Genomic DNA, 25,681 nt, shown 5'->3' on the forward strand with positions numbered 1-25,681 from the left:
GCTATGCGAGCAGTATCAAGAGATGAATTGCAGGGTAGATTTTTACAGATTGAAACCTTGAATACCCAATGCCCCAAACATGAGGGAGTCTATATGTGGCGCTCAGTCAACCCTTGCACGCAGAATGTGCTGACTTATTGCCCTGAATGCGGACAGGAGAAAATCCACAGTCAAGCAGGAGAGCAACTGGCGCAAGCTGAGGCTCAAATTAGAAATACAAGGTCTTACTCTTTGTTTGCTAAGGAGAGTATTATTCCGCCTGATTTGAAGAATGCGACTATCGGCAGCTTTGAGATTCACACAGACCAAGATGCTGAGGCGGTCAATTTCGCTAAACGTGTGACGGTTGACTATGTGAAAGAGCGATATGAAGGGAATACGATTATCAGCGGTCCGCCTGGAGTTGGGAAGAGCCATCTAGCAATTGGAATTGCTAAGACACTGAACGAGAGTTTCCAGAAGTTCCAGTTGAAGCGCTCGGTGGTCTATATTCCCTCCATGGAACTATTCTCACGGATGAAAGACGCTTTTAGATACAAGGATTCCAAGTGGGAAGAAAGACGGACTATCCAGTTCTTGCAGAAAGTGGACTACTTGATTTTGGACGATCTTGGCAAAGAGTCAAGTGTAGGCGATGAAATCAAGCAGGGGAACAACTGGATGCAAAAAGTCCTGTATCAGATACTTGAAAACAGGACGAACACGATTATTACAACCAACTACGGGGGCAATCACTTGGAGAAACTTTACGAGAAAAGCCTCGTAGATAGAATAACGAAAGGAAACATGAAGACCAATGCGTTCAAATTTAGCAATGACACAGAGTCTAGACGCACCTTGTCAGCAAGTGACTATTAAAGAGCGTCAGCAGATTATTGAACAGTTTGAAGAAAAACATTACGGATTGTCTAGCTTGCTGAAAGAGCGGTTGTTGATTACAAGCGACTACCAATTTACAAGAAAGATGAACGAACTACGAGCCTTTGCCAGAAATGGCGGGATTTATACGAGTTAGGAGGTGAGGAAATGAGACCAAGACGATATCCGTATAGTGGGAAAAGAAAAAAGCCTATCAATTTTCAGATAGACTTAGAAAAATTCAAGCGTCTTAGCTATGAAGCCATTCATGATACTTCTCAAGTAACTCAATAGGAGGAAGGAATAAAATGATTCACCATTATATAACTCACTATGCCAGCAATGGGAAAGATTACGCCGAAGCATGGATTCAAATTGATTTTTTGGGAATGTGCTTTTGTGTATGGAAAAAGCGTACAACCATTGAACGATTGTACGCAAACGAAGATTAGACTTTTTTCCAACCGTTGCCTTTAGCAGATGTCGGAGGGAGCCGATCACCTTTTCCGATAGTTGCGGTATGACCATTAGTAACTTTTCCGCCACGAGGTCCTACCTCTACATAGCGACCAGGTTTCTGATTATCTGTTCCAGGTTTTATTGGAGTATTTGCCATACTATCTCCTCCTTTCTATTGAAATTTTGACTAAAACGGTGAGAGGTCCTAGTCAAGAATATTATAGCAATCGAGGAGAAAAAAACATCAGTCTCAAGACTGATATAGGAGTCTGAATGGAAGATAAAATCATTGAACTTGCTGATCACTTCATCAGCGAATCTACAACGTACAGAGAAGCAAAAATAGCATGTGAGAAGCTATTTAGACAAGTCAGCCATGAGATAGAACTCAGGGCAATGGAAAGTAGGACAGTATGAAAGAAGCAGTAAAGGAATTTCTAAAATTCAGGAGCCGATTTACAAAAATAGAATGGTTTGAAATTAACCAAGCTATCGAAGCTCGTTTAAATCAAAAAGCCGACCAGTTGAAACTGGACGACTTAGATTTAGAAATCATTTCTAGCAGACTAGAAAAAGTTATCTAGAAACGATTTGAATGAACATTGGATGGATACGATAGTCAGCGCCACGATAGTGAATGTAGATATAATCCTGATGGTACATCGAGTTTGCTTCAGGTTTAGAAATTGGTGAGTAGAGTTCTGCATTTTCTTCCCACCAAATGTAAGGACTAGCCATATTTGGTCCCATTACACAATCGTCGTCGGCTGATAGGTTCACCCAATTTCCGCAAAGACATGCGTGAATTTCAGTCATAATATTACCTCCTTTCTGGTTTCATTATAGCAGAAAAGGAGATAGCAAAAAAGCACCTGACGGAAATCAGGCGCATGACAAAATTATTCAAGAAAATTATACCACGAAAGGAGCAAAAATGGAAACAGTTCAAATCGTGAGAATTAAAGACGTGATCATCGAGAAGATTTCTGCAAACGATGAAGAACTAGAGCACATCTTTGGATGTTCAAAACGACAAGCGGGAGATATGAGGCGAGAGATGAAAAAATTACCTAGTCAACAAAAATACCTTAGAAACGATGGTCAGCTTGTCACAATCAAAGGTTTTGATGCTTATCTGCAATATCGAGGCAGTCAATCATGGAAGAAAGAAATGTCTAAAACCGTTAAGATGACACGATAGCAGAATAATAACTACTAACTTTACAACAAACTACTACTAATCTAAATAAAAGAAAGGGATAACTGAGTTATCCACAGGAGAAAAACAATGATTAACAAAGACCAAATTATCAAAGCGCAACAGGAAAAAATTGAACGCATTGAACAGTTACAAAAAAAGCTACATAAATTATCTACGCTTGGATTGCTAACTACAAAACTTTTGGGGCTACCTAATGAGTTAGAAAAGCCGTTGAAAGTAACCCACGACATCTCACATGTCATCAAGGATGTATTGGATGGCATGAGCCCAAGTGAGGCGATTAAGCAGAATATGGCAGAAGAAGATGATGAAGAGGAAGAATAATGTTTGAACCACCATTAGTTAGCCAGCTTTTAGGAACTGGTGCAGTGATTTTAGGATTTATCGGTGCAGGGCTTCTAGCTCATCAGATGGATAAGCAGGAAGAGGAGAAAATCCGCCAGAAGGAAGAAGAAAGACGAGAAGAGCAAGAATTTGCGTCTATGATTATCCAAGGTTACAACCAAGCATACGAACGTGGTAGAGAGGCACAGCGACAAGAAATCCGCAAGAATATCCGCAGAGAGTTCAAAGGCTTCACCTACGACAACGAACCGCCTCAAGGATTGCGCCCTGAGCCTCTAGCCTTGCCAGAACCACGAAGATCACGCTATGAAAAGTATTTGGGGTAGAGCAAAGGAGACGCTAATGACTAGAATTGAACTTGAAAACCGTGTATGGCTTTTGGCCAATCATGAAGAAAAAAACGAATTGCTGGAACTTGGAAAGGTGTATGCTCATGTTTGATTACGACAGAGATATAATGCAACCGCCTGAAGAACGTGAGGAACTTGACCCAAGCCAGTACATCTATGTTGGCTGTGGGCAGTATCGATACGTGGGGGATGAAGTATGATTCAGGAGCTACACGAAGAAATCGACAACTGGCGAGCTGAATATATGCATCTCGGAATTGAACTCGGAGAAATCATCAACGACCAACAGGATATTATTTTGAAATTGCAAAACGAAAATAGACACTTAAAACGTGAAAATTGGAATTTGAAGAAGACGAAAGGAAGAAGAAAATGACAAATAATCAATTAGCAACGCAGACAAAACGTGATATTACTATTGACCCAAGTTCATTGACTGGGGCAGACATCAAAAAGTATTTTGACCCACAAAACCTGTTGACTGAAAAACAAATAGGTCAGGCTCTAGCCTTATGTAAAGGTCGCAATCTTAACCCATTTGCTAACGAGGTCTACATTGTGGCTTACAAAAATCGTAATGGAGGCACAGAGTTCAGTTTAATTGTCTCCAAAGAGGCTTTCTTGAAACGTGCCGCTCAATGTAAAGACTATGAAGGCTTTGAGGCTGGAGTAGTGGCGGCAGATAGCGAGGGTGTTATGCACGAACGCAAAGGGGCAATCATGCTCCCAGGAGACACATTGATAGGCGGATGGGCAAGAGTGTACCGCAAAAATTTCAAGGTACCTGTGGAGATCTTTGTTAGCCGTGAGGAATATGACAAGAAACAAAGCACTTGGAACTCTATGCCAGCTACTATGATTAGAAAGACGGCTCTGGTAAATGCTCTTAGAGAGGCTTTCCCTGAGGATTTAGGCAATATGTACACAGAGGATGACGGCGGAGAAACATTTGACCGTATCAAAGATGTCACACCTCAAGAAAGTCGAGAGGATGTCGTAACACGCAAGATGGCTCAGATTGAGCAATTCAATAAAGAACAAGAGGCGAATCACCCAGTTCCTGAACCTACTCAAGTTGAGAAGACAGTCCAAGGCGAACTCTTAGAAGAAATGGAGTACTAACATGCAAGAATTACAAGTAAGTGTAACACAAGCTCAGGTTGAAATTTTAGACCGTGAGTTGTTTGAACAAAATATTAAAGAGGTGGTAACGAAGTACCAGAATTACACAGTTACTGCTTCGACAATCAAGGACGATAAGCAGGTATTAGCTGATCTCAGAAAACTGTTCAAGCAGATATCTGATGAACGTATCAAAATCAAAAAGGTTTTGTCAAAAACCGCTGATGATTTTAACGAATACATCACAGAGCAGGTTGAACCGCTTGATGGTGTTATCAAAAAGATTGCGAAAGATGTCAAAGAGTTTGAAGACCACCAGAAAGCACTCAGACTGGATACTGTTAAGGGTTACATTACAAATAAGGCGTCAGAATACATGCTTGACCCTCGTCTATTTGACGAGAAGGCCCTTGAGTATGTCAAGGCTGGCGATTTCATGGCTGACGGCGTGACGCTTAAAAAAGCCACTATGAAGTCACTTGATGACATGGTCACATTTGAGTTTCAGAAACAAGAAGAATACAAGAAAACCATCTCAGCAATCTCAGGGCAATGCGCTGAGTACGGAATGACAGACCAGCCATATATTCGGATGTTGAAAGACATGACTTTGGTTGAAGTGTTGGAACAAATCAAGGCAGACTACGCTTTTGAAAAGCAAAAAGAAGAAATTAGATTGGCTCAAGAGCGAGCTGAACGAGAACGTGAGGAAGTTTTAGCTCAGCAACAAGAGAAAGCGCCAAAATCAACGGAGACCGCAAAATTTGACCCAGAAACGGGCGAAATCTTAGACAGTAGGCAATTATCCCAAAACCAACAAGAAGCCGTCAGAGGGGCTGAAAACGGCTTAAAACGATATACCCAAAAAATGACCTTGGAAGTATATTTCGCCGACACGGAAGAAAAAGACTATTTCAAGAATAGCCTTGCGGATTTGGGATTTGAATACAAAAAAAATTACACTGTCCAAGGTTATCAACGAATTGAACCGTTGACGCAGGCAGAATTGGATGAACTGATTAAATAAACCAACTATTTCCATTTTGGAAACAACTCAAAAACCAACAAGCCGTGCATTCTTGTAAAACTGCGAACTAGAAAATGCGTCAGTGACATTTATGTGACTTTGGACGAATGGCGCAAAGAATTTCACTCACGCTTGCTTTGCTCACAATTTGGCAGGCGTGGGATTTTGGTAGAAAGTATGGCAGCGATGAGATTATGGAACTGAATGAGGTGTTTTGATGAATAGACTAAAAGAATTAAGACAAGAAAAAAAGCTATCTCAAAAGGAAATAGCAAAAGAAATGAGCATATCAGAAAAGACTCTATCACGCTGGGAAAACGGAGAAAGCCAAATCAAACCAGAAAAAGCCCAACAACTTGCTGACTACTTCGGGGTAAGCGTTGGATATCTGTTGGGGTATGAAAGCAACCCATTGGAACGACTGAAAAGCTTAGTTGATGAATTAAAGGAGCACAAGGACTTGTTAGGAGTTCTGGATTGGTACACAGCTTTTGATTTAGCTAATGACATTCTTGCAATAGCAAGCGTGGAAAAAGCTAGATGGCTAGGGAGGTTGAATGCAGGAGAGATTGATTCTTAAATTTGAGTTGAACAGGAAGCAGATGATTAACTCAAATGATAGACCGCACTTTCATCAAAAGGCTAAAACAACTAAGTTCTTACGGCAGTTAGCCGAATACGAGGGCAAGAATGTACTGAGAGATTACTTTGGCTTACCTTACAGCGAGGACAAACCTTGCAAGGTTAAGGTTCGGATATATCCTCCGACAAATCGGAAGTATGACCCACCGAACTGGTCGCCTACAAGCAAGGCTTTGTTTGATGGTTTGACGGACGCTAAGATTTGGACAGATGATAACTACAATGTGATAGTATCGACTGAGTTCATGCACGGTGGCAAGTCCGGAAATAAGAATTATAGGATTGAGCTGGAGATTTACGAATATCACGAGATATTGCAGAGGATAGTTGATGGGATTTGATAGGAGGATAGAAATATGATTGGAGTAACCTATCAGGAAATTCATCTCTTTGTTGAGTTTTTGAAAAAGCAGTATGGGCAAGGGCGTCCAGACTATATTGAAGCCCTGAACGACTTAGACGGTATGGTGGAAGTCTCCTATAGAGAAGCTATTGAAAGATTTTTAGACGATGAAGTACGATAAACACACAGTAATCGACGGATTGAAACGCACAATCGAGCAAAACGAAGAGAAGATAATCGAGTATTCGAAGCCGTGCGATGCACGCAAGAGACGGATTAGAGCGCTGGAGCGCTATTCGTTGAGGAAAAAGAATAAAGAATTGAGACGGAAAGTGGAGGAGTTGGAAGATGATGGAAGATTTAAAGCAAAAAGTTAATGAAGTATACAACTGGACGGTAGAAGACGGGAAGCCGCAACCTCCCAAGCAAGATTTACCACAAGCGGTGAAAGACCGGGCGGACTATTTTTGGGAAATGGCAGAAGATGGTATGACGTTTATGGGAGCGATGGAATGCATCTTCGCTGATGAAAAGCCTACAGACTATGAATTGGGAGCTACTAAGGGTTGGTTGCCAAAATCTAAGGAGTTTGATGATTGGATTGGCTATTCGCCAAGCATGGCTCAGGTAGTTATTGCAGTTTATTTGATTTATGGAGGAAACTAAGATGAATATTAAGGCATTGATTAAGAAGTACGAAGCGGTTGAATGTGTTGTAGGTATTGTTAGCGGAAAAACTATTCTAAAAACCGTTCTAAGAGACTTGAAACAACTAGACGAACAAAAATCAGTCAAAGTTCCGCAGTTTGTGGCTGAATGGATTGAGGAAGCTAGAAAAGCTTGTAAAGACGTGGCAGAATTATTCGAATTTGATTTCACGAACGATGAAGTTAGGAAATGGTTTATGCAAGAAAGACCATTTGATTTAGTTGCTCGTGCATGGCTTGACGGCTACGAGGTCGAGGAAGAGAAGCGGTATATTGTTAGTCTGAATAATGGGCAACCTTTGACTGAAACGCAATCAGGGAAGGTTCTTTATTTTAACCAAAATATAATTACTGGAAATTATAAATTCACCCGCAAAGAACTTGAAGAAGCTGGTTTCGGCTGGGTGTTCGATTGCCCAGGGATTGAGATTGAGGAGGTTGAGTATGATACAAACGCTTGAAGAAGGAATGAAGGATCAAAGTAAACGTATAAAAATCCCAGAAAAAATCAGACCGTTTGATGTTGGTTATCGAATAGTAAATAAACACGGTCAAGCGCTTGCCCTAAAAAACGGAGCAAGTATATTCGCTTTACCATCACTAGCTGAAAAAGCCATTAAGAAAAAGTTTAGTAAAGATGACCCAGACTTTGACATTGAAAAACATTTCGTTGAAGAGGTCGCTGATTTTTTAGGTCGTACAGTTAGTTCTGTCCGATGTAAGTCTGAGATAATCAACAAAGGAAAAGGTCAGTTTACAAAACGCCATTGGCAGGATGAAGAAATAAGAATTTTACGGCGCTATTATCAAAAAGTTCAAGATTTAAACCAGCTAGCTAAAATATTAAATCGAAGTTTAGACGCAGTGATTATAAAAGCGAACAGGCTCGGACTGCCTCGCAGAAAAAAGAAATGGGATATTTCAAAATACGATATAGAAACACTTGGAAAAATGGGCATGAGCTGTAGACAAATAGCATGCCAATTAGACAGACCACTTCGTCTGATTAGAGCGGTGGTTTATCATTATAAAATACCTGTCGGAAAAGAAGAAATTCAACAGCATCCTTGGAGTTTTGACAATGATATGATTTTTATGAGGAGGACTTAACATGACAGACAACATAAACAAACCAAGCCACTACCAAGGTGCAAACGGTCTTGAGGCTATCGATGTTGTGCATAACTTCGTTGGGAGCCTTTCCGGAGCGTCTGCTTTCTTTTGGGGCAACGCAATCAAGTATATGCTACGGTTTCAAAAGAAAAACGGTCTGGAAGACCTGAAGAAAGCACGTAAGAACCTTGATTGGTTGATTGAGGAATTAGAGAAGAACTAAAAAAGCCCAATCCATAAGGACTAGGCTTCAAAGATGAAGTTGTAGAGTTGGACAACCTTCTGAAAACTGGTTGTATCCATGGTTGTAATTTTTTGAGCCTTGCGCTCTCTAAAGTCAAAAGTATAGAGTTGGAGTGGATTGACAGAGCCATCTACCTTATTGGAACGCACAGGAACGAGCAGGCCTTGTTCTTCTAGTCTGCTTTGACCGTGTGTAATAGGGCATACAGCCACAAATCCAGTCCGCTCCGAATACTCTCTACGTGAGACGACAATAGCAGGACGGCGTTTCTGAATCTCACGTCCAACAGACGGGTCGAAGTCAATCCAGATGATGTCCTGTTTTTCTGGAATGTAATCATATTTCGCTGTCAAGGAATTTCACCCCCTCAAAGTCCTCTTCCATGCGTAGGTCTGTGTCACCACTAAATGGGTCTGGAATTTTTGGAGCTAGGACAATGACATTATCTACACCCTTGTAGACAAACATTTCCTGACCTTCTGGAACATTGAGTGTTTTCGGAATGGTCACAGTGACAGAGTTCCCAACCTTACGAGTTTTAACAGTATTCATTTGTTTCTCCTTTATTTTGTATACATACAGTATACACCTAAAAACGGAACAAAGCAATAAAAAAGCCAGCATAGCTGACTCCTTTGTGATATGTTCGCTAAAAATATTATATCATAAAGGAGCTATGTTATGAGGTTATTAAAAAGAGTTGACGTGCAATTCACCAAGAAAAATGTCTATGACGTTCTAGAGAGTTATCGATCGTATGTCCGAATGGCAGGTGCTGAGTATTTGCCTAAAATCACAACGACTTACTCATTTGAACCAAAGACATTTACTGGTAAGAACACAGCTACTGAGAATATGGTTATCGAACATGTGGATGCAGAGGCAGAGGTTTTGGAGATTGAAAGAGCAGTGAATTGCATTATGGATCCATACGTTCGGCAGGTTATCACAAAGAAGTACATGGATATGAAAATCCAATTATCAGATAAGGCTATCTATATGGACTTAGGCTATTCTGAGAGTGAGTTCTATCGCATGCTTAGTAGAGGTGCTTTGGAATTTGCGGAAGCTTATCGAAAAGGTAAGTTGATTGTCTATCGTAAAATTTTGGGAGATATTTGCAAGTAAATTGCTAGGAAATGGCTTATTTCACATGGTAAAATAGTATTGTCAAGTGATAGGCCAATTGACATCTCCTTTATATTTATTATATTTTTCCGAGGCTTCGGTCTCGTTTTGGCGGTGACAGGTAAGTGGTTTCTCTCCTATGTTTCCTTCGGTTCGATTCCGGACATCGCCGTTGAGTGTTTGTGTCCCAGAATGGGGTAGGCAACAGGCTTAGCATTCATATATCACTCATTAACTTAAAAATGGTTGCAGTAGCGACTGGACCTCGCATGGTTGCGTAGCTAATTATATTCCGGATAAGTTATAAGCTAGAGGGTTTGATTCCCTCAGAGGTTGTAAAGACTACAAAAAATAAAAAAGAAGTCAAAATTTAATACGCACGCAAGGTTGTAGTCGCCTTGCAAGAAGGTCGCACATCGTGTGGCTTTTTTTGATTATTCGAAAGGTGGTGATGGACATTGGGTTAAATCAAAGACAAAAGATGTTTGCGAGCGAGTATTTGAGGACTGGTAATGTCTATCAATCCGCAATATTCGCAGGTTATAGTGAAGCGTATGCTAAAACAACCGCTAGTAAATTGCTAGAAAATGCAAGCGTTAAAACGTTTATACAAACCGAAACTGAAAAGATGCACGATGAAAATATTTTGAGCGCTAAAGAGGCTCTTTCGATTCTCTCAGACATTGCAAGAGGCCAGCGACTTGAGGAAGTTTTGATGATGAACCCTGTCACTGGTGAGGTGGATAGAGTTACGAAAAAGGCAGATAATAACACAGTTATTAAAGCGATAGCTGAGATATTGAAGCGTTATCCGACTGCTAAACAAGCTGAGAAACTAGAACTTGAAATCGAAAAACTTAAATCACAAATCGGTGTGGATAATGAACAAGACGATAAATTGATAGACTTCGCCAAGGCTTTGAGAGGTGCTTTTGATGACAAATAAATCTACAAAGCGACAAGAAGAAGTGCTTACACGAGTATTGAATGATGATTTTTTTATCTGTGGTCTCCATGGTGCAAAACGTTCAGGTAAAACTGTTCTAAACAACATGGTCTTCATGAATGAGATTGCACGAGTGAGAGAAACAGCGGATAGATTAAACATAGATGAGCCGATGTATATCTTAGCTGGAACATCTTCAACATCGATACAAAACAATATCATTCAGGAGCTGTATAACATGTTTGATATTGAACCTAAATACGATAAGCACGGAGCTTTTACCCTTTGCGGTGTCAAGGTAGTTCAAGTCTACACCGGTTCTATATCTGGTTTAAAACGCGCCCGTGGTTTTACTGCTTTTGGAGCTTATGTAAACGAGGCATCTCTTGCTAACGAACAAGTATTCAAGGAAATCATCTCACGTTGCTCAGGAGAGGGTGCTAGGATTGTTTGGGATAGCAACCCAGACATCCCGACACACTGGCTCAGACGGGATTATATCAACTCTGGAGACGATATGATCATCGACTTTCATTTTAAGTTAGATGATAATACATTCATGTCTGACAGATACCGAGAGAATATCAAGAATGCGACACCAGCTGGTGTATTTTATGACCGAGATATTCTTGGTCTGTGGGTGACTGGTGAGGGCGTCGTCTATCGTGATTTTAGCGAGAATATGGTTGTAGATAACGTACCAGAAGATATCACTAAAGTCTATGCTGGTGTTGACTGGGGATATGAACACTTTGGCTCTATTGTTGTCATTGGAGAAACATCTGGCGGTTCAGCTTATCTGTTAGAGGAACACGCTCATCAGTACAAAGAGATAGATTTTTGGGTAGACCTCGCTAAGAATATCAAGGAACGATACGGGAATATTACGTTCTGGGCAGACAGTGCACGACCTGAACACGTTGCTAGATTTCAAAGAGAGCAATTAAGAACATTCAACGCTAATAAAGCGGTATTGTCTGGTATTGAAGAAGTAGCCAAGCTGATGAAAGCTGGGCGTTTTTTTGTTGTATCAAACAAGGTCAGCAAGTTCAAAGATGAAGTCTACCAATACATCTGGAACGAAAAGACAGGCGAACCAGTGAAAGAGAATGACGACGTACTAGATGCGGTGCGTTATGCGATTTACTCGCAACATTCGCAACCAAAAGCAACCGTCCGCAGACGTTCTGATTATGGTCTATAGAGAGGAAAGACATGTACCAATATTTAACCTATCCACGGGATGGATATGATGAGGGTTCTTTGAAGAAAGACCTGATTTACAAATTGATAACGATGCATAACACTGAAAGCTCACATTTGAAGAAGCTTAAAAGCTACTATTTGGGTGAGCATGCTATCTTAGAACACACGAGACGCAACGTGAACGCACCTAATTACAAGACGGTAGCCAATCATGCCAAGGATATCGCAGACACGGCTACGGGCTATTTTATGGGCAATCCTATCAAGTATAACAATACTGCTGACGGTGATATCGATGAACTACTTACAGCCTTTGATGGTGCTGAAATTGACCAAGTAGATGCTCAGAATGCTTTGAACATGGCTATCTATGGTCGTGCTTACGAGTACATCTATGCTAAAGAGGGTATGGCTGAGTTGGATTCAACTAGTATTGATCCGGAGAATACTTTCATGGTCTACGATGATAGTATTGAGCGGAAGCCTTTGTTTGCGGTCTATTACTATGAAGTAAAAGACGATACGAAAGACACTACCAAGTACCAGGCTGAGGTTTTTACCGAAAATCTGCACTATCACATGGTGCTGAGAAGTACAGATTCAGGAACAACTCAGAATGAGCAGGTAACCCCTCACAACCTTGGGCAAATCCCAATTATCGAATATCGCAACAATCACTTTGCAATTGGTGACTATGAGCAACAAATTAGCTTGATAGACGCTTATAATTCCTTGATGGGGAATCGTGTCAATGATAAGGAACAGGCTGTAGAGTCTATACTTGTCTTGTATGGCACGCAGTTAGCAGACACTCCAGAAGACGCTAAGGTAGCAATGAAGATTCTTTCTGAAGAAGGTCTTTTGGAATTGCCGGGCGATAGTGCAAGGGCTGAGTTCTTGAAGAATACGCTGGACGAAAGTGCTACTGAAATCTTGCGTACAGCTCTTAAAGAGGACATCTACACATTTAGCCATGTGCCTAATTTGACTGATGAGAATTTCGCAGGGAATACTTCGGGGGTGAAATAGTTGCCCTCCTCAAAGGTAACTTTGAGGTAATAAATCGGGTTAAAATTGGAAGGCGCAAAACAGTAATAACCTAGATATTTATATTCTGTTATGGTATAATAAGAGTATAATAATCTAGGAGAAGATGAATGATAAAAGATAAAATGCACAAACATCTAAATCAAGTTTATTACTCTATGTTAGCAAGGTGTTATGATGAAAAACATTGGGCTTATAAATGGTATGGGAAACGTGGAATAGGTGTTTCTGATGAATTTAGTGATGTAGCTAAGTTCAGAAGTTGGGCAATGCAAAACGGAGTAGAATTTGGTTTGCAATTAGATAGGATAGATAATGACAAAGACTACTCACCAAGTAATTGTAGGTGGGTTCCTGAACATACAAATAAACGTAATCGTTCTGATAACGTTAAGTATAAGGGATATATCTTGAGAGACTATCTAAAAAAATTATCTGAAGAAAACAACATTTCTTTTTCAACTCTTGTCTACAGATATTATCGTTCCATAAAACGAGATGATATAATCGTTAATGATGAAACAATAGATGATATCTTATTGAATTATAAAAAATACGATTTAAGACAATTTTCAAAAGGTGTGGACATGTCTGGTAAGACAATTGTTCGAGATGAAAAAGGGAGATTTGTGACATATTACTGAAGCTAATCAATTACCACTGCTGGTAGAAATATCAGTAAGGTTTAACGACTAGATAGAGTAAGCTAAGTGAGAAACGGTACATAGTATCGTTTTTTTATATGCAGAAATATCCACGAAATCCGACACCCTGATAAGGGTGAAGAGATAGTCTGAACTTACGGGAAACCGTAAGAAGTAGAGGATAAAGAGCCTCTACGGTAACAAAATTGAGCTATGGAATTCAAGCTAATGGGCCTTGAGATGATTACCAAGACCAAGGAAGCGAACTACAAGCGTGGATTAAGACAGCGTATTGCGATTTTTGCTCATTACTTGGGTATGAAACAGATTGCACTAGAGTCTCATTCAATCGTTCCACAATTCAGCCGTGGTTTGCCTAAAAACTTGCTGGAAATCTCTCAGATTGTGAACAATTTGGAAGGTAAAGTGACCAATAGGCAGCTTATTTCTCTCTTGCCGTTTGTGGAAGACCCTGACGCTGAACTGGAAGCCTTGGAAGAAGAAAAAAAGAAGAACATGGAAGACATGCCGATGTTCAACAAAGACAACACGAAACCCGAAGACGAGGTAGAGGATGAAGAATCAGGAGTATTGGGCGAAGAGGAAAGCCAATCTGATTTACCAGCAGATGGACAAGGCCGAAAAGCAGGCAGAGCAGTTCGATAAGGTCTATCAGGAAGCCAAGACTTACTTGGATAAGGAAGTCAATAAGATTTTTGATAAGTTCCAACGGGATTATGGTTTAAGTCAGGTAGATGCTAGACAAGTCTTGAAGAACATGAAAGACAAGAAAAACTTGAACGAACTTCGTAAGGTGCTTGAAGCAAGACCGAATGACCCGAATATCCAAAGGCTACTGGCTGACTTAGACAGCCCAGCTTATTCTTTTCGTATGAAGCGCCTAGAGCGTTTGAGTGATGATTTAGATCGTATGCGTGAATCTATCTATCATTCAGAGAAGACGGGCTCAGACGCCTTCTATAGCGACCTGATGAAGGATAGTTACTACAAGGCTACCTTTGACCTGCAACAGCAGACAGGGCTGGCATATGGCTTTTCTGGGCTTCCTGAGAGCGAGATTAAACATCTACAGTCTTTTAGTTGGGTAGGAGATGGAAGTACCTACTCAACAAACATCTGGAAGAATACGGGGAAGCTTACTTCTAGCATAAAAGATGAACTACTCATGAGCCTCATGACAGGAAGAGGAACACGAGAAACTGCACAAGCAATTGCTGAGCGGTTCAATGTGGGGCAGAACGATGCAAGGCGTTTGGTTCGGACAGAATCAGCCTTTTTTCATAACCAAATGGAGCTACTCAACTATGAGGAAGCGGATATAGAGAAGTATATCTTTGTGGCCGTCTTAGACAAGCGTACATCACGCATTTGTCAGGAGAATGACAATCAGGTCTATGATAGGGATAAGGCTGTCCCTGGTGTCAATTGTCCGCCTATGCACCCTTGGTGTAGGTCTACTACTGTCGGATACGATGAGGACGCAGACTACAGCAAGCTGAAGCGCAGAGCAAGGAATCCAGAAACAGGTAAGACCGAGCTAGTACCTGCTGATATGACTTATAAAGAGTGGTATAGCAAGTATGTTGCGAAAGATGTAAAAAATGAAATACAAGATTACAAGAAAAGTGACCAAACCGTTTCAAGATATAATACCCAAAAATTGTTTTCTGATGTTAGTAACGCATGGGATGAAATTGGGAAGGGTGGATTATCGAAAGAACAACTCGTAGGCTTACTAAAATCTGAATATGAATTAGGTAATTTTTCGAGTGATATAACCAAATTGATAGGAGTAAGTTCTGCTTATATAGATGTTAGCAGTTTAGCTACTTCATTAGTGAGACATGGACAACAGTATTCCTTAGATGAGTTTATGTTAATAAAAGAGGCAGTTCAAAAACCTTATTTGATTCTAGATAATTCAGAGAGGGTTGAAAAATCAATTATTTCATATGTAAAAATACCTAACAAAGATAAGGTCATTATGGAAGCGGTGATGGTGCCACGAGATGAAATGCTAGTCATTCACTTTAACAAGGTGGGGATTCGTCAAGTTAAAAAGAATGGAAAAAATATGTTGACGCTTTACAAAAAGGAAAAATAGTGCTATACTTTTGGTAAAGATAGAGGTTGAGAATCTGTCACCAACGCGCCACTTATAGTGGGTCGAGAAATGCAGGAGCCCCGACAGTCCTGCCTATCTTGCGCTTAGATAGTAATCTAGGCGCTTTTTTGTTGCAATAAACCACTATAAACCGCATCGAAATCGAGGCGGTTTTCTTATGCCCTAACCGTATGGAATCCCGTACGGTTTTTATATTGTCCAAGCATTGAAGACACTAAAAGCTATGGAAATTACAGTCGGGGACGACTTTAAAAATAGGAGGTTCGCAATGAACGAAGAAACACAAACAGTCGAAACGGTTGAAGAACAAAAGGTACCTGCAGAACCTGCACAACAACCGCAAGACGAGAAGAAGTACACGGACGCAGATGTCGATGCTATCATCGATAAGAAGTTTGCCAAGTGGAAGTCAGAGCAAGAAGCCAAGGAAAACGAAGCTAAGAAGCTTGCTAAGATGAACGCTGATGAAAAACAGAAATATCAGTTGGATCAGCGTGAGCAAGAACTAGCTGACCGTGAAAAGGCTATTGCTCGTAAGGAATTGACCGCAGAGGCTAAAGCAATGCTAAGTGAACGTGACTTACCTGTTGAGTTAGTGAATGTAGTTGATTTGACAAGCGCAGAGACGGTATCGCAGTCTGTCGCTGTATTACAGAAATCATGGGAACAAGCCGTGCAAAAAGGCGTACAAGAAAAGCTAAAAGGCGGAGCTCCAATGAAGCAAGCACCAGTCGATAGTGACGGTATCACAAAAGAAGAATTTGCTCGCATGGGTTATCAGAGTCGAAATGAACTCTATCAAAAGAACCCAGAACTCTATAAGAAATTGAAAGGTTAAAATAAATGACAGCAGGACAAACTAAACTAGCCACTATGGTTAACCCAGAAGTGATGGCGGACATGGTTTCCGCTAAACTACCTAAATTGATTAAATTTACTCCACTTGCTTATGTGGAAACAGCACTCCAAGGACAACCAGGGAACACTCTAACAGTTCCAGCATGGGAGTACGCAGGAGATGCGACTGAGGTTGGAGAAGGTCAAGCTATTTCTCCAGACAAATTGACTACTAAAAAGACTACTATGACCATCAAAAAGGCTGCTAAAGGTTATGAAATTACCGATGAAGCTCTTTTGTCAGGTCTTGGTGACCCACTAGGTCAAGCCACTTACCAGCTTGGTTTGGCTATTGCTAACAAGATTGATGATGATTTGGTAGCTGTGGCTAAGACTGCAACACAGCACGTTGCAGAAACTCCAACAACTCTTGAGGCAATTGATAAGGCTCTTGATATTTTTGAGGATGAAGAAGATGCACAGTATGTTGCTATCATCAACCCTAAAGATGCTACTAAGCTAAAAACTGCAGTAGCGAAAGAATGGATCAAAGGTTCAGAGCTTGGAGCAAATATGGTTGTTTCTGGGACCTTTGGTGAAGTTGCTGGTGTGCAAATCGTCCGCTCTAAAAAAGTTGAAGAAGGTAAAGGTTTCCTTGTCAAAGTGTCTCCTAGCCAGACTCAGACAGATGATGCCAATAAATATGGTGCGTTTGTTATCATGCTAAAACGTGATGTGGCTATCGAAACAGACCGTGACATCCTTAAAAAGACAACGGTTATCACTGGTGACAAACACTATGGTGTTTACCTATACGACCCTACACGAGTTGTAAAATTCGGTGAGTAAGAGGTGATGATATGAGCTTATTGCTACGACGTCATTATATCCAAGAGGAGCAAGCTGGCCAGTATTCTGATTTAGAAAATAAGACTTTAGAAGAGTTGAAGAATCTAGCTAAAGAAGCTGGCATAACTGGTGCCTATAAGTTATCAAAAGCTGAAATTGTAGAGGTGTTGGAGGATTTAAAAAGTGAAATTTAAAATCAAACAAGATTTCTATGACTGGGAATTAAATGTGAAACGACTGGCAGGAGAGGAACTTGAGATTACTGAGGAGCGCTATGCCGAGCTGGCAGATAATTTCGCCAGCAATGGTGTCGCTATCTCAGACGTTCTTGAGGAAATTCTCCCTGAGCCTGAGTTTTTAGAAGAGGATTGATATGTCTATAGAGTTGCTGAAGAAAATGACAGGCGAAGAAGATACTCAGCTTCTCATGTTGCTCCAAACGAGGGCTACAAATCTTATCTTGTCAGAGACGAATCGCACATCTTTGACACCTGCTTTAAGTCGCTTAATACCTGAGGTTGCTATCGAACTCCACAACCGCTCAGGAGCGGAAGGAGAGCATTCCAGAACCGAGGGTGGTATAGCAGTAGTCTACGGAGAAAACGGCCTGTCTACGGGTCTTTTACAGCGTATACGCATGCACAGATTAGCAAGGGTGGCAGGTCATGTTTTTGAAGCAGAGTAGACTGAAACCTTATCCAATGCGACGGTTTGAAAAGACTGTCACAGAGGAAGGCGTCGTAAAAGAAGGATATGCCAAGGAAGCTGAGACAGTCCGCCTTGAGTTGTGGCCAGCTAGCAGTAAGCTACAATCTGAGATGTATGGTGAGCGTGTCAATGATATTTTGAACGCAAATGCCAACAAGTCAGCTACTATCAAAGTGAAAGATGGTGTGTGTATCGATAGCCCGACGGAAGTGACTCACAGGGTTATCTCTAAAAAGGTCTACACATATCATCAAGTTTTGGAGTTAGAGCGTGTCAGAGCTACGAGGGGCAGATAGGCTCATAGCTAAATGTAGACGATTGGCTAGTAAAAAAACTGGCGAGGATATCGTCTTACGTGCGGTACACAATGCTGCTATAAAGGTTGTCCAAGCTGATGCTAAAAGACTAGCACCAGGCAACAATGGAGAACTTAGAAACAGTATCAAGACTAGGGTTAAAATGGACGGAGATAAGGCTATAGGTGAGGTTTACACAAATCTACACTATGCTCCTTATGTTGAGTTTGGAACAGGACCCAAGGGTCAGGCTAGCCATTCTGGTATCTCTCCAGAAGTCAGCGTGACTTATCGCTCTAGTCCGTGGTATGTGCATGAAGACCAAATCAATGTAGGGCCTTACCACTTTCAAAAGATTGGGGAGTTCTACAAGATGTATGGTCAACCTGCTCAGCCTTATCTTTATCCAGCTTTGAGAGACAATCAAGAGCGTGTGTCTAAGAATATTTCGGATTATGTCCGTAGAAAGATAAGAGAACAAATAAAATGATTAATATCAAGCCTGTTATTTATAAAGAATTGCAAAAGGTTGCAGATAATGTGACTGATACGTATCCTAGCGATTGGGAGACTTTTCCAGTCGTTATTTTTTTGGAAGAACAAAACAAGCCGGGTGATTGGTTTGATGACCAGGAACAAAAATCCTCTATCCGCTACAAGGTGGATATCTTTGATGATACAAGCACTAGTGAGTTAGCTGTTAAAATCAATCAGATTTTTGAGTCTTTAGGTTTACGAAGAACCGACTGCCAAGACGTGCCAGACCCGTCCCATTTGAGACATAAGGTCATGCGTTTTGAAGGGGTTGTTGACTTACACTCAGAGCTTGTTTTTCAATTTAGAATGGAGAATTAAACATGTTAGCAAACGGAATTACGCTTTCTTATAGCGAAACCAAAGGTAGCTATACTAAGCTTGTTGGATTGAAAGAAGTACCAGAGTTTGGTATCGAACCTGAAAAAGTAGAGAACACTACTCTTGAAGATAAAGTTAAGAAGTACGAATTTGGTATTGGTGATGCAGGGGAATTGGAGTACAAGTTCTCTTATAACAATTCAAGCGAAACTGCTCCTTACCGTGTATTGCGTAAGGCAGCAGACGACAAGAAGAAACTCTACTTTGAACAAGCTTATCCAGACGGTACTAAGGTCAATTTTGAAGGCCAAGTATCTGTTAAACTGGGCGGTGGCGGTGTCAATGCCGTTATCGAGTTCACACTTAAGATTGCATTGCAGTCAGAATTGGAATTTACAGACGGTCTTGGAGGTTAATTAAATGGCGTTACCTTACTCAATTTGGAAGATTAGCGATGAGAAAGAGTTAAAACTACGACTTTCATCTCATCAAGCAGCAAAAGTTGAAGAAAAAATCGGTATGAACTTACTGAAAATCTTCATGCCTGAAGCTGGCGAAGAGTTTCCTTTGCCTCCTTTAAAAGTTGTATTGCTCTTGATTCATGGAGCTTTGCAAAAGTATGAGAATGGGTATTCTCTTGAGGATGTCTACGATCTATACGATGAATACGTGGATAATGGTGGAGACCAAACAACCTTCATGACAGAGGTTTTAATGCCACTCTTTGAAGTGTCGGGTTTTACTCCACGAGGAAGCAAGGGCAAGAAAACTTCCAAGAAGAAAATGACAGTAGTCGAGTAATCTTAACGGTAACGCAGATTATTGAGAGGCTTTACCCTATGTTTTTGGACATCGGGGGTAAGCCTCTTGATTTTTGGGATTTAACGGTGCTTGAAATCAGGGAAATGATTGAAAGCTACAACCGTGTCAAAATCCAAGAGCGTAAAGAGAAGATTATTGACTCGTACAGACTTTCGCAGATGATATCCAACCACGTTTCTTTATTCTTATCCAAGGATGCCAAGGTCTTTGAGTTCTGGGAATATGCGCCTGAGTTGTTTGTAGAAGAACAACAAGCGGTAGAACAGGAACGGCAGAGACAAGCGCTTTTGTTGCATAAGGAACGGATGCGTGAATTTGCAGAAAGACATAATCGCAAAAGGAAGGAGGAAATGAATGGCAACTCTTGACGAATTGAAAGTCATGATTGACGCTGAGATAGCGCCTTTCAGGAAGAAGATGAAAGAAGTCGAGAATCAGGTCAAAGGAACATCTGACCAAGTGAAGAACGCGACTGCCAAAGTTCGTGAACAGTCGAGCTCAATCGGTAGCGCGTTTGGCAAGCTGGCTAAGTTTGCTGGTTTTGCAATCCTTGGTAAGAAATTGCTTGATGTTGGGATGTATTCAACGCAGACAGCTCTTGAAGTATCAGCGGCTATGAACCAAATCAAGCGACAGATGGGTGAGAGTTCGCAATCTTTCTTAAAATGGGTTAACGATAACGCTAATGCCATGAATATGGGTGTGGGCGAGGCTACTAACTATGGTGCAGTCTACTCAAACTTATTTTCTGGATTTATCAAAGACACCAACAAACTAAGCGCCTATACTGCTAAGATGTTGCAGACGTCGGCAGTTGTTGCTGAAGGTTCTGGGCGCACGATTACAGACGTTATGGAGCGGATTCGCTCAGGTTTGCTAGGGAATACGGAAGCGATAGACTTTTGTCGCACCGCTTAGAAATAGGCGGATTAAGAACTTACCAAAATCGGTAAAACTCTAAATTTTAAGTAATTAAAACATGACGATACCGAGGTAAACTAAGCAATTAAAAAGGCTTGGTCACCGTAGAGCATAGGGATTGAACCTGTGCTTTTTGTTTTGTCAAAAAGTATAGAATAAAATATCCCCACGAGTGGTGAGCACCTAGACAATTCGGTTGTAGGTGAAAATATATGCCGAACTTACAAGAAATTGTAAGAAGTATGGATAAAAAGCCATGCGATAACATTATTGAGAAGACCTAGGAATCAACGTCAATGTGGCTATGATTGAGTCTACTGAAGCCTTTAAACGTTTTGCAAACGGACAAAGCTGGCAACAGTTGGACTACCAAACCCAGCAACAAATCCGCCTAATGGCTATCCTAGAACAGGCTACAGCTAAATATGGTGATACCTTATCCAATTCTGTAAATGGGCGTATCAGCTTGTTTAAGTCGCTGATGAAAGATAGTGCATTGAATCTGGGTAATGCTATGTTACCGATTATCAATGCCATTATGCCTGTCTTGAACTCTTTTGCCATGGTATTGAAGAACGTGACGGCTAAACTTGCGGAGTTTATCGCTTTGATGTTCAACAAGAAAGCAACAGTGAAAGATGGTGTTGGTGGAGCGGTTGGAGACATGGGTAACGCCATGAAAGACGCTGCAGGCGGAGCAGGAGACCTTGCTGACGCTGTTGACGACGCTGGAGATTCAGCTGGAGGACTTGCTGATAACCTAGGAGACTCAGCCAAAAACGCTAAGAAGGCCGCTAAAGAGTTGCTAGGTCTTTTGGGATTTGATGAGATTAACATCTTGCAAAAACCAAAAGACGATGATGCAGGCGGTTCTGGAGGCGGTGGCGGTGGCAAAGGTGGTAAAGGAAAGGGAGGCGGTGGCGGACCTTTCAAAGACATCTTGCCAGAAGTCGAGTTGACCGACATGGACAACCAGTTCAAGAGCATTTTTGATGGACTTGGAGATAAGCTCAAAGGGTTGTTTGACCTCTTCAAGAAAGGTTTTGATGCAGCATTTAGACCAGAAGGTATTGAACGCATTAAGACCGCCTTAGACCAAATAGCTAAGACAATGGGAGAAATCGCTACTGATCCAAGAGTTGTGAATGCCTTTAACCGAATGGCTGAGAAAATCGCTTATGCTTTAGGGCAAGTGACAGGCTCAATAGCTACTATCGGTCTAGGTATCGGTGTTTTCCTTGCCGAAAGTATTGCAAATGGTCTTGGAAGGCAAAAAGAACGCATTACCAGGGCGCTAGTCGCTTTGTTTGATAATATTGGTAACATTGCAGAGGCAGTAGGAAACATCGCTCAGGCCTTTTCTAGTGCTTTCTACGACGTCATTACCTCAACCGGTGCGGTTCGTATAGGTAGTGCTATTGTGTCAACTCTATTAAGCTTGACATCTACCATTGTTGAAGTCGGTAGCAAATTAGCAGGAAGTTTGTTTAAAGGTTTTGAAAAAGTCGTTGTGACAAGCGCTCCTAAAATTTCATCAGTCTTCCAAAGTTTATTAGATACTGTTGCGCCTGTATTTGAGAGCATTGAAAGGTCTGTTAACAAATTTGGCGATGACTTAAGTCGTGTTTATGATGAACATGTAGTCCCTGCTATTAACTCTATTGCTAATGCTTTTAATGGGCTAATTGACATTATTCAGATTCTCTGGGAGAATTCTTGGCAACCTTTTGCTGAGTTTTTATCAGGAGTATTCGGTGTTAGTATTGAAGGAATTTCAGATTTATTAGGAGGTGGCCTTTTAGCCACTTTGGGACTATTGGCGGATGCTATTAAGTTAGTGGCAGATGGTTTCACCGTTTTTTCTGACTGGTGTAAAGAAAACAAAGAACCTATCGTAGCTTTGATAACAACTTGGCAAACGATTAATTTCTTATCATGGGCAGAACAAGCTGGAGGACTTGCAGGAGCATTCGAATTATTAAGCGGTAAGGTCTCTTTGATTGTTGGAGGGATTAAGAATCTAGGTCTTGCTATTAAAGCATTGACATTTGATAAGTTGGTCAGTTTTGGTGAAACAATCTATTTGAACACCTTATATGCAAAAGATTTTGTGGTCAATTCAGGTAAAACAATTGCACAGCTAGGAAAAACTGCTTTAGAACTTGGTAAATCAGCTCTAGCATGGACTGCTCATACAGCGAAAATGGGATTAGCAACCGCGGCGGAATTTGCACATTCTGTTGCAGCAGGAGTCGCTACAGCTGCAACATGGGCTTTTAATGCAGCGTTAGCAGTTTTGACAAGTCCAATAACATGGATTATTGCAGCAATCGCAGCCTTAATTGCTATCGGTGTTTTGCTCTATCAAAACTGGGACACTGTTGTTGAGTTTGCTAAAACTGCATGGCAAGGACTATGTGATTTTATCAGTGGTATTTGTCAATCGATTGGCGAATTTTTCAGCGGTCTATGGACGAAACTACAAGAAATCTTTGAGCCGATAGGTCAATGGTTTGGCGAGAAATTCCAGCAAGGATGGGATGCTATCGTTAATATCTTCACACCAATCGGTTCATGGTTCGGACAACGTTGGGCGGATGTGACGAGTGCTTTGGCTAATATCGGGGCATGGTTTACGGACATGTTCCAAAAAGCATGGACTGGTCTAACAAACATCTTCAGCAAACTAGGTTCATGGTTTGGCGAAAGGTGGAACGATGTTACAAGTGCGCTTTCCAGCGTTTCAAACTGGTTTGGTGAGATGTTCACTAATGCTTACAACGCAGTAAAAGATGCTTTTAGTTCTATCGGTGACTTCTTTAGTGGAGTTTGGGACACTGTTAAAAGTATCTTTGTAAATGCTGGTCAGATGGTCGGTGAGGCAGTAGGTGGAGCGTTTAAGAGCGCAGTCAATGCGGTTCTTGGAACGATTGAAAATGTGGTCAATGGCTTCATCGGCATGATTAATGGTGTTTTAGATGTTGTCAGAAACTTACCTGGTCTGGGATGGATTGGAAGTGTAAGCACAGTTAGCCTTCCTCGTCTTGCCCGTGGTGGAATCGTTGATAGTCCAACTATTGCCATGATTGGTGAAGCAGGTAAAGAGGCGGTCGTACCACTTGAAAATACAGGATTTATCCAAACACTTGGGCGAGTAGTCAGCAGTGCGGTAGTAAATGCCATGGCTGGTGTTGGTCCACAAGGTGGATTTTCTGGCGACGGCGACATCGTTATCCAGATCGCAGGCCATGAGTTCGGACGGGTAGCTATCCAAGAAATCAACAAGGAACATGAACGAGCAGGTCAAACCTTGCTCAAGATTTAGGAGGTTAAATGGCACAATTGACAATCAATGGGGTGGCTGTGAAGCCTCCCAAATCTTTTCGAGTCGGTATTCAAGATATCGATGGAGAGACAGGGCGTAATGCCAATGGCGACATGGTGCGTGACCGTATCACGACCAAACGCAAACTAGACTGTGAATGGGGTATGATGACTCAGGGAGAAATAAGTCAGCTTTTACATGCTGTATCATCTGAATTTTTTGAGGTATCTTATCCAGACCCCATGGATGGCCAAGTCACAAAGACTTTCTATGTCGGTGATAGGACAGCTCCTAGCTATACCTTTACTGAGAAGTTTAAACCTTGGTCTGGCGCTAAATTTAATCTGGTAGAGAGGTAAGAAAATGGACGCTTTAACTAGACGACAATTTGACAGAGCCATGTTTGCCAAGGAAAGGACGCTGGCTATTCGTGTTGGTGATTATACTTCACGGGATATCAAAGAGGCTAGTTTTGAGTATGGCTACATCAAGGGCGATACTTATAAGCCTGGTGGAACCTGCGCTGGTAGCGGTAAAATTACCTTTACCAGTATCATTACCACGTTCAATAAGCTGGATACCCTGCACCCTGAGATTGGTCTACTGGTTGGGGATACCTACCAGTGGGTCAAGATGGGGGAATACTTCATCAACGATATTGAGATTGACCGAAACCGCAACACAACCACACTTGAACTTATGGATGGTATGTTTAAGCTCAATCGTGAGTATGTGACAGATTTGCATTTCCCAGCTGAAGTACGAGAGGTTATTCAGGAAATCTGCCTGAAAACAGGCATTGAGTTAGCGAATGACTATTTCGGAATCAGCGCGATGCGTTACCATGTCGAGCAAGTTCCTGAAGGAAAGAAACTTTCATTTAGGGATATGCTGAGCGCTATGACTCAGATGATAGGGATGTCTTGTTTCTTCAACCGAGAAGGGAAGATGGAAATCCGTGATTTAACTGAGTCAAATATCACGATAAACGCAGACAGTTACTTCCTACATGGTTTAACCAAGAGTGAGATTGAGTATCAGATAGCTGGTATTACTTGTAAGACAGATAAGAAGCCTCTTACGGTTGGTATGAAGACAGGTCGGTCTTTGGAACTAGACAATGTCTTCATGACCCAGAGCGCTTTAAATGACCTGTATTACAAGCTGAAAAACCTGACTTACTATCCGTATAATCTCAACTACCAAGGGCATTTACTGCTTGAGGTTGGGCAGTGGGTAACCATTCAGACCAACAAGAAAGAAACCTTTAAAGTTCCTGTCTTAAGTCAGAGCTTTACTTTCAAAGGTGGTCTAAGAGGTCGTATCAGCGCAGATAGTAAAGCTGGAAATGATACGCAGTATTCTTACGAGGGTACGATTACCAAGCAGATTAAGCAACAAGATGGCATTGAAGCCAAAATCCAAGCGCAGATAGAAGCAGCAGATAAAGATTTTGACCAAAAGGTCGACAAAATCAAAAAGGACTTTAACGATCAAGTAGAACTTGCCAAGGCTAAGG

The 25,681-nt window shown here is 41.3% G+C and carries 38 protein-coding genes and 5 pseudogenes; 39 read left to right on the forward strand and 4 right to left on the reverse strand.

The window, feature by feature from the left end:
* Positions 1 to 3 precede the first annotated feature (3 nt).
* Positions 4 to 858 carry an ATP-binding protein gene (locus HT708_RS06205; protein ID WP_001203053.1) on the forward strand — a complete coding sequence of 285 codons (855 nt, stop codon included), beginning with the start codon at positions 4 to 6 and terminating at the stop codon, positions 856 to 858.
* Positions 848 to 1,015: a hypothetical protein gene (locus HT708_RS06210; protein WP_000152772.1), complete on the forward strand. Its 168-nt coding sequence runs from the start codon at positions 848 to 850 to the stop codon at positions 1,013 to 1,015. The genes HT708_RS06205 and HT708_RS06210 overlap by 11 nt, the downstream gene beginning before the upstream one ends.
* A gap of 291 nt (positions 1,016 to 1,306) precedes the next feature.
* Here the strand turns inward: HT708_RS06210 and HT708_RS06215 are convergent, their stop codons facing one another.
* A complete protein-coding gene (locus tag HT708_RS06215; protein WP_000024181.1) occupies positions 1,307 to 1,474 on the reverse strand; it encodes a YjzC family protein in 168 nt (55 codons plus the stop codon).
* A gap of 116 nt (positions 1,475 to 1,590) precedes the next feature.
* Here HT708_RS06215 and HT708_RS06220 point away from each other — a divergent pair, with 116 nt between their 5' ends.
* The gene (locus tag HT708_RS06220; protein WP_000389575.1) at positions 1,591 to 1,734 is read left to right on the forward strand and encodes a hypothetical protein; all 144 of its coding nucleotides are present in this window, start codon (positions 1,591 to 1,593) and stop codon (positions 1,732 to 1,734) included.
* Positions 1,731 to 1,901: a hypothetical protein gene (locus HT708_RS06225; protein WP_000656630.1), complete on the forward strand. Its 171-nt coding sequence runs from the start codon at positions 1,731 to 1,733 to the stop codon at positions 1,899 to 1,901. The genes HT708_RS06220 and HT708_RS06225 overlap by 4 nt, the downstream gene beginning before the upstream one ends.
* Here HT708_RS06225 and HT708_RS06230 read toward each other — a convergent pair.
* Complete coding sequence (locus tag HT708_RS06230) at positions 1,894 to 2,055, reverse strand: hypothetical protein (protein WP_237701456.1); 162 nt, start codon at positions 2,053 to 2,055, stop codon at positions 1,894 to 1,896. The two genes, HT708_RS06225 and HT708_RS06230, sit on opposite strands and share 8 nt — an antisense overlap.
* A 196-nt stretch (positions 2,056 to 2,251) precedes the next feature.
* On the opposite strand from HT708_RS06230, the gene HT708_RS06235 reads away from it, so the two are divergent.
* From HT708_RS06235 to HT708_RS06295, 13 genes and pseudogenes are all read left to right on the forward strand, one after another.
* A complete protein-coding gene (locus HT708_RS06235; RefSeq protein ID WP_000450963.1) occupies positions 2,252 to 2,518 on the forward strand; it encodes a hypothetical protein in 267 nt (88 codons plus the stop codon).
* An 87-nt stretch (positions 2,519 to 2,605) separates the two neighbouring features.
* Entirely contained in the window at positions 2,606 to 2,863 is a 258-nt protein-coding gene (locus HT708_RS06240; RefSeq protein ID WP_000608473.1) for a hypothetical protein, read from the forward strand.
* A complete protein-coding gene (locus HT708_RS06245) occupies positions 2,863 to 3,210 on the forward strand; it encodes a hypothetical protein (protein ID WP_000462836.1) in 348 nt (115 codons plus the stop codon). Before HT708_RS06240 ends, HT708_RS06245 begins: the two co-directional genes overlap by 1 nt.
* Before the next feature lie 220 nt (positions 3,211 to 3,430).
* Complete coding sequence (locus tag HT708_RS06250; RefSeq protein ID WP_119947179.1) at positions 3,431 to 3,610, forward strand: hypothetical protein; 180 nt, start codon at positions 3,431 to 3,433, stop codon at positions 3,608 to 3,610.
* Positions 3,607 to 4,356: a phage recombination protein Bet gene (gene bet / locus HT708_RS06255; RefSeq protein WP_050222896.1), complete on the forward strand. Its 750-nt coding sequence runs from the start codon at positions 3,607 to 3,609 to the stop codon at positions 4,354 to 4,356. The genes HT708_RS06250 and bet overlap by 4 nt, the downstream gene beginning before the upstream one ends.
* A gap of 1 nt (position 4,357) precedes the next feature.
* Complete coding sequence (locus tag HT708_RS06260; protein ID WP_054393265.1) at positions 4,358 to 5,383, forward strand: DUF1351 domain-containing protein; 1,026 nt, start codon at positions 4,358 to 4,360, stop codon at positions 5,381 to 5,383.
* A 217-nt stretch (positions 5,384 to 5,600) separates the two neighbouring features.
* Positions 5,601 to 5,783, forward strand: a pseudogene (locus HT708_RS11830) (helix-turn-helix transcriptional regulator); the annotation flags it as partial.
* Between the two features lie 169 nt (positions 5,784 to 5,952).
* Positions 5,953 to 6,366 (forward strand): hypothetical protein, encoded by a 414-nt coding sequence (locus tag HT708_RS06270; protein ID WP_138699295.1) that lies wholly within the window; start codon positions 5,953 to 5,955, stop codon positions 6,364 to 6,366.
* Between the two features lie 15 nt (positions 6,367 to 6,381).
* Entirely contained in the window at positions 6,382 to 6,549 is a 168-nt protein-coding gene (locus HT708_RS06275; protein ID WP_078929772.1) for a hypothetical protein, read from the forward strand.
* Between the two features lie 167 nt (positions 6,550 to 6,716).
* Positions 6,717 to 7,034, forward strand: coding sequence for a hypothetical protein (locus HT708_RS06280; RefSeq protein ID WP_171035966.1), 318 nt, complete (start codon positions 6,717 to 6,719; stop codon positions 7,032 to 7,034).
* Between the two features lies 1 nt (position 7,035).
* Positions 7,036 to 7,536 carry a DUF1642 domain-containing protein gene (locus HT708_RS06285; protein WP_172926139.1) on the forward strand — a complete coding sequence of 167 codons (501 nt, stop codon included), beginning with the start codon at positions 7,036 to 7,038 and terminating at the stop codon, positions 7,534 to 7,536.
* Positions 7,520 to 7,759, forward strand: a pseudogene (locus HT708_RS11835) (hypothetical protein); the annotation flags it as partial. The gene HT708_RS06285 and the pseudogene HT708_RS11835, both read left to right, overlap by 17 nt.
* A 427-nt stretch (positions 7,760 to 8,186) precedes the next feature.
* The gene (locus tag HT708_RS06295; protein WP_050223311.1) at positions 8,187 to 8,411 is read left to right on the forward strand and encodes a DUF3310 domain-containing protein; all 225 of its coding nucleotides are present in this window, start codon (positions 8,187 to 8,189) and stop codon (positions 8,409 to 8,411) included.
* A 20-nt stretch (positions 8,412 to 8,431) separates the two neighbouring features.
* Here the strand turns inward: HT708_RS06295 and HT708_RS06300 are convergent, their stop codons facing one another.
* Positions 8,432 to 8,785, reverse strand: coding sequence for a type II toxin-antitoxin system PemK/MazF family toxin (locus HT708_RS06300; protein WP_000125658.1), 354 nt, complete (start codon positions 8,783 to 8,785; stop codon positions 8,432 to 8,434).
* Complete coding sequence (locus HT708_RS06305) at positions 8,769 to 8,984, reverse strand: AbrB family transcriptional regulator (protein WP_001098946.1); 216 nt, start codon at positions 8,982 to 8,984, stop codon at positions 8,769 to 8,771. Before HT708_RS06305 ends, HT708_RS06300 begins: the two co-directional genes overlap by 17 nt.
* 129 nt (positions 8,985 to 9,113) lie before the next feature.
* On the opposite strand from HT708_RS06305, the gene HT708_RS06310 reads away from it, so the two are divergent.
* From HT708_RS06310 to HT708_RS06415, 22 genes and pseudogenes are all read left to right on the forward strand, one after another.
* A complete protein-coding gene (locus HT708_RS06310) occupies positions 9,114 to 9,560 on the forward strand; it encodes an ArpU family phage packaging/lysis transcriptional regulator (RefSeq protein WP_044813672.1) in 447 nt (148 codons plus the stop codon).
* Positions 9,561 to 10,011: 451 nt separating this feature from the next.
* Complete coding sequence (locus HT708_RS06315; RefSeq protein WP_000351060.1) at positions 10,012 to 10,506, forward strand: terminase small subunit; 495 nt, start codon at positions 10,012 to 10,014, stop codon at positions 10,504 to 10,506.
* Positions 10,496 to 11,710, forward strand: coding sequence for a PBSX family phage terminase large subunit (locus HT708_RS06320; RefSeq protein ID WP_172926140.1), 1,215 nt, complete (start codon positions 10,496 to 10,498; stop codon positions 11,708 to 11,710). The genes HT708_RS06315 and HT708_RS06320 overlap by 11 nt, the downstream gene beginning before the upstream one ends.
* An 11-nt stretch (positions 11,711 to 11,721) precedes the next feature.
* Positions 11,722 to 12,735 (forward strand): annotated as a pseudogene (locus tag HT708_RS06325) (phage portal protein); the annotation flags it as partial.
* Between the two features lie 134 nt (positions 12,736 to 12,869).
* Positions 12,870 to 13,403, forward strand: coding sequence for a hypothetical protein (locus tag HT708_RS06330; protein ID WP_000588570.1), 534 nt, complete (start codon positions 12,870 to 12,872; stop codon positions 13,401 to 13,403).
* Positions 13,404 to 13,613: 210 nt separating this feature from the next.
* Positions 13,614 to 14,069: pseudogene (locus HT708_RS06335) on the forward strand (phage portal protein); the annotation flags it as partial.
* On the forward strand, positions 13,978 to 15,528 hold the full coding sequence (locus HT708_RS06340; RefSeq protein ID WP_172926142.1) for a minor capsid protein: 1,551 nt from the start codon (positions 13,978 to 13,980) through the stop codon (positions 15,526 to 15,528). The pseudogene HT708_RS06335 and the gene HT708_RS06340, both read left to right, overlap by 92 nt.
* A 289-nt stretch (positions 15,529 to 15,817) precedes the next feature.
* Positions 15,818 to 16,387, forward strand: a complete 570-nt coding sequence (locus tag HT708_RS06345; RefSeq protein WP_001001558.1) for a DUF4355 domain-containing protein — start codon at positions 15,818 to 15,820, stop codon at positions 16,385 to 16,387.
* Positions 16,388 to 16,392: 5 nt separating this feature from the next.
* Positions 16,393 to 17,235 (forward strand): N4-gp56 family major capsid protein, encoded by an 843-nt coding sequence (locus tag HT708_RS06350; protein WP_172926143.1) that lies wholly within the window; start codon positions 16,393 to 16,395, stop codon positions 17,233 to 17,235.
* Between the two features lie 11 nt (positions 17,236 to 17,246).
* Positions 17,247 to 17,429: a Rho termination factor N-terminal domain-containing protein gene (locus HT708_RS06355; RefSeq protein WP_000054933.1), complete on the forward strand. Its 183-nt coding sequence runs from the start codon at positions 17,247 to 17,249 to the stop codon at positions 17,427 to 17,429.
* Positions 17,419 to 17,607 carry a hypothetical protein gene (locus tag HT708_RS06360; RefSeq protein WP_000669344.1) on the forward strand — a complete coding sequence of 63 codons (189 nt, stop codon included), beginning with the start codon at positions 17,419 to 17,421 and terminating at the stop codon, positions 17,605 to 17,607. The genes HT708_RS06355 and HT708_RS06360 overlap by 11 nt, the downstream gene beginning before the upstream one ends.
* A gap of 1 nt (position 17,608) precedes the next feature.
* Complete coding sequence (locus tag HT708_RS06365) at positions 17,609 to 17,920, forward strand: phage head-tail connector protein (protein WP_000021227.1); 312 nt, start codon at positions 17,609 to 17,611, stop codon at positions 17,918 to 17,920.
* Complete coding sequence (locus tag HT708_RS06370) at positions 17,901 to 18,239, forward strand: hypothetical protein (protein WP_000478948.1); 339 nt, start codon at positions 17,901 to 17,903, stop codon at positions 18,237 to 18,239. Before HT708_RS06365 ends, HT708_RS06370 begins: the two co-directional genes overlap by 20 nt.
* Positions 18,214 to 18,729, forward strand: a complete 516-nt coding sequence (locus HT708_RS06375) for an HK97-gp10 family putative phage morphogenesis protein (RefSeq protein ID WP_007284942.1) — start codon at positions 18,214 to 18,216, stop codon at positions 18,727 to 18,729. The genes HT708_RS06370 and HT708_RS06375 overlap by 26 nt, the downstream gene beginning before the upstream one ends.
* Positions 18,726 to 19,094: a hypothetical protein gene (locus HT708_RS06380; protein ID WP_000608236.1), complete on the forward strand. Its 369-nt coding sequence runs from the start codon at positions 18,726 to 18,728 to the stop codon at positions 19,092 to 19,094. The genes HT708_RS06375 and HT708_RS06380 overlap by 4 nt, the downstream gene beginning before the upstream one ends.
* A 2-nt stretch (positions 19,095 to 19,096) precedes the next feature.
* Complete coding sequence (locus HT708_RS06385; RefSeq protein WP_000880679.1) at positions 19,097 to 19,510, forward strand: phage tail tube protein; 414 nt, start codon at positions 19,097 to 19,099, stop codon at positions 19,508 to 19,510.
* Between the two features lie 4 nt (positions 19,511 to 19,514).
* Positions 19,515 to 19,895: a DUF6096 family protein gene (locus tag HT708_RS06390; RefSeq protein ID WP_001207822.1), complete on the forward strand. Its 381-nt coding sequence runs from the start codon at positions 19,515 to 19,517 to the stop codon at positions 19,893 to 19,895.
* A 38-nt stretch (positions 19,896 to 19,933) separates the two neighbouring features.
* On the forward strand, positions 19,934 to 20,284 hold the full coding sequence (locus HT708_RS06395) for a hypothetical protein (protein ID WP_000478009.1): 351 nt from the start codon (positions 19,934 to 19,936) through the stop codon (positions 20,282 to 20,284).
* Positions 20,271 to 20,816: pseudogene (locus tag HT708_RS06400) on the forward strand (hypothetical protein); the annotation flags it as partial. The gene HT708_RS06395 and the pseudogene HT708_RS06400, both read left to right, overlap by 14 nt.
* A gap of 325 nt (positions 20,817 to 21,141) precedes the next feature.
* The gene (locus tag HT708_RS06405; RefSeq protein WP_240156199.1) at positions 21,142 to 24,162 is read left to right on the forward strand and encodes a hypothetical protein; all 3,021 of its coding nucleotides are present in this window, start codon (positions 21,142 to 21,144) and stop codon (positions 24,160 to 24,162) included.
* 8 nt (positions 24,163 to 24,170) lie between these two features.
* Positions 24,171 to 24,521 carry a DUF6711 family protein gene (locus HT708_RS06410; protein WP_050214089.1) on the forward strand — a complete coding sequence of 117 codons (351 nt, stop codon included), beginning with the start codon at positions 24,171 to 24,173 and terminating at the stop codon, positions 24,519 to 24,521.
* A 4-nt stretch (positions 24,522 to 24,525) separates the two neighbouring features.
* A partial coding sequence (locus HT708_RS06415; RefSeq protein ID WP_172926144.1) for a pblB occupies positions 24,526 to 25,681 on the forward strand: 1,156 nt, incomplete at its 3' end.

Source organism: Streptococcus sp. 3613, from assembly GCF_013277375.1.
Lineage (GTDB): Bacteria > Bacillota > Bacilli > Lactobacillales > Streptococcaceae > Streptococcus > Streptococcus pseudopneumoniae.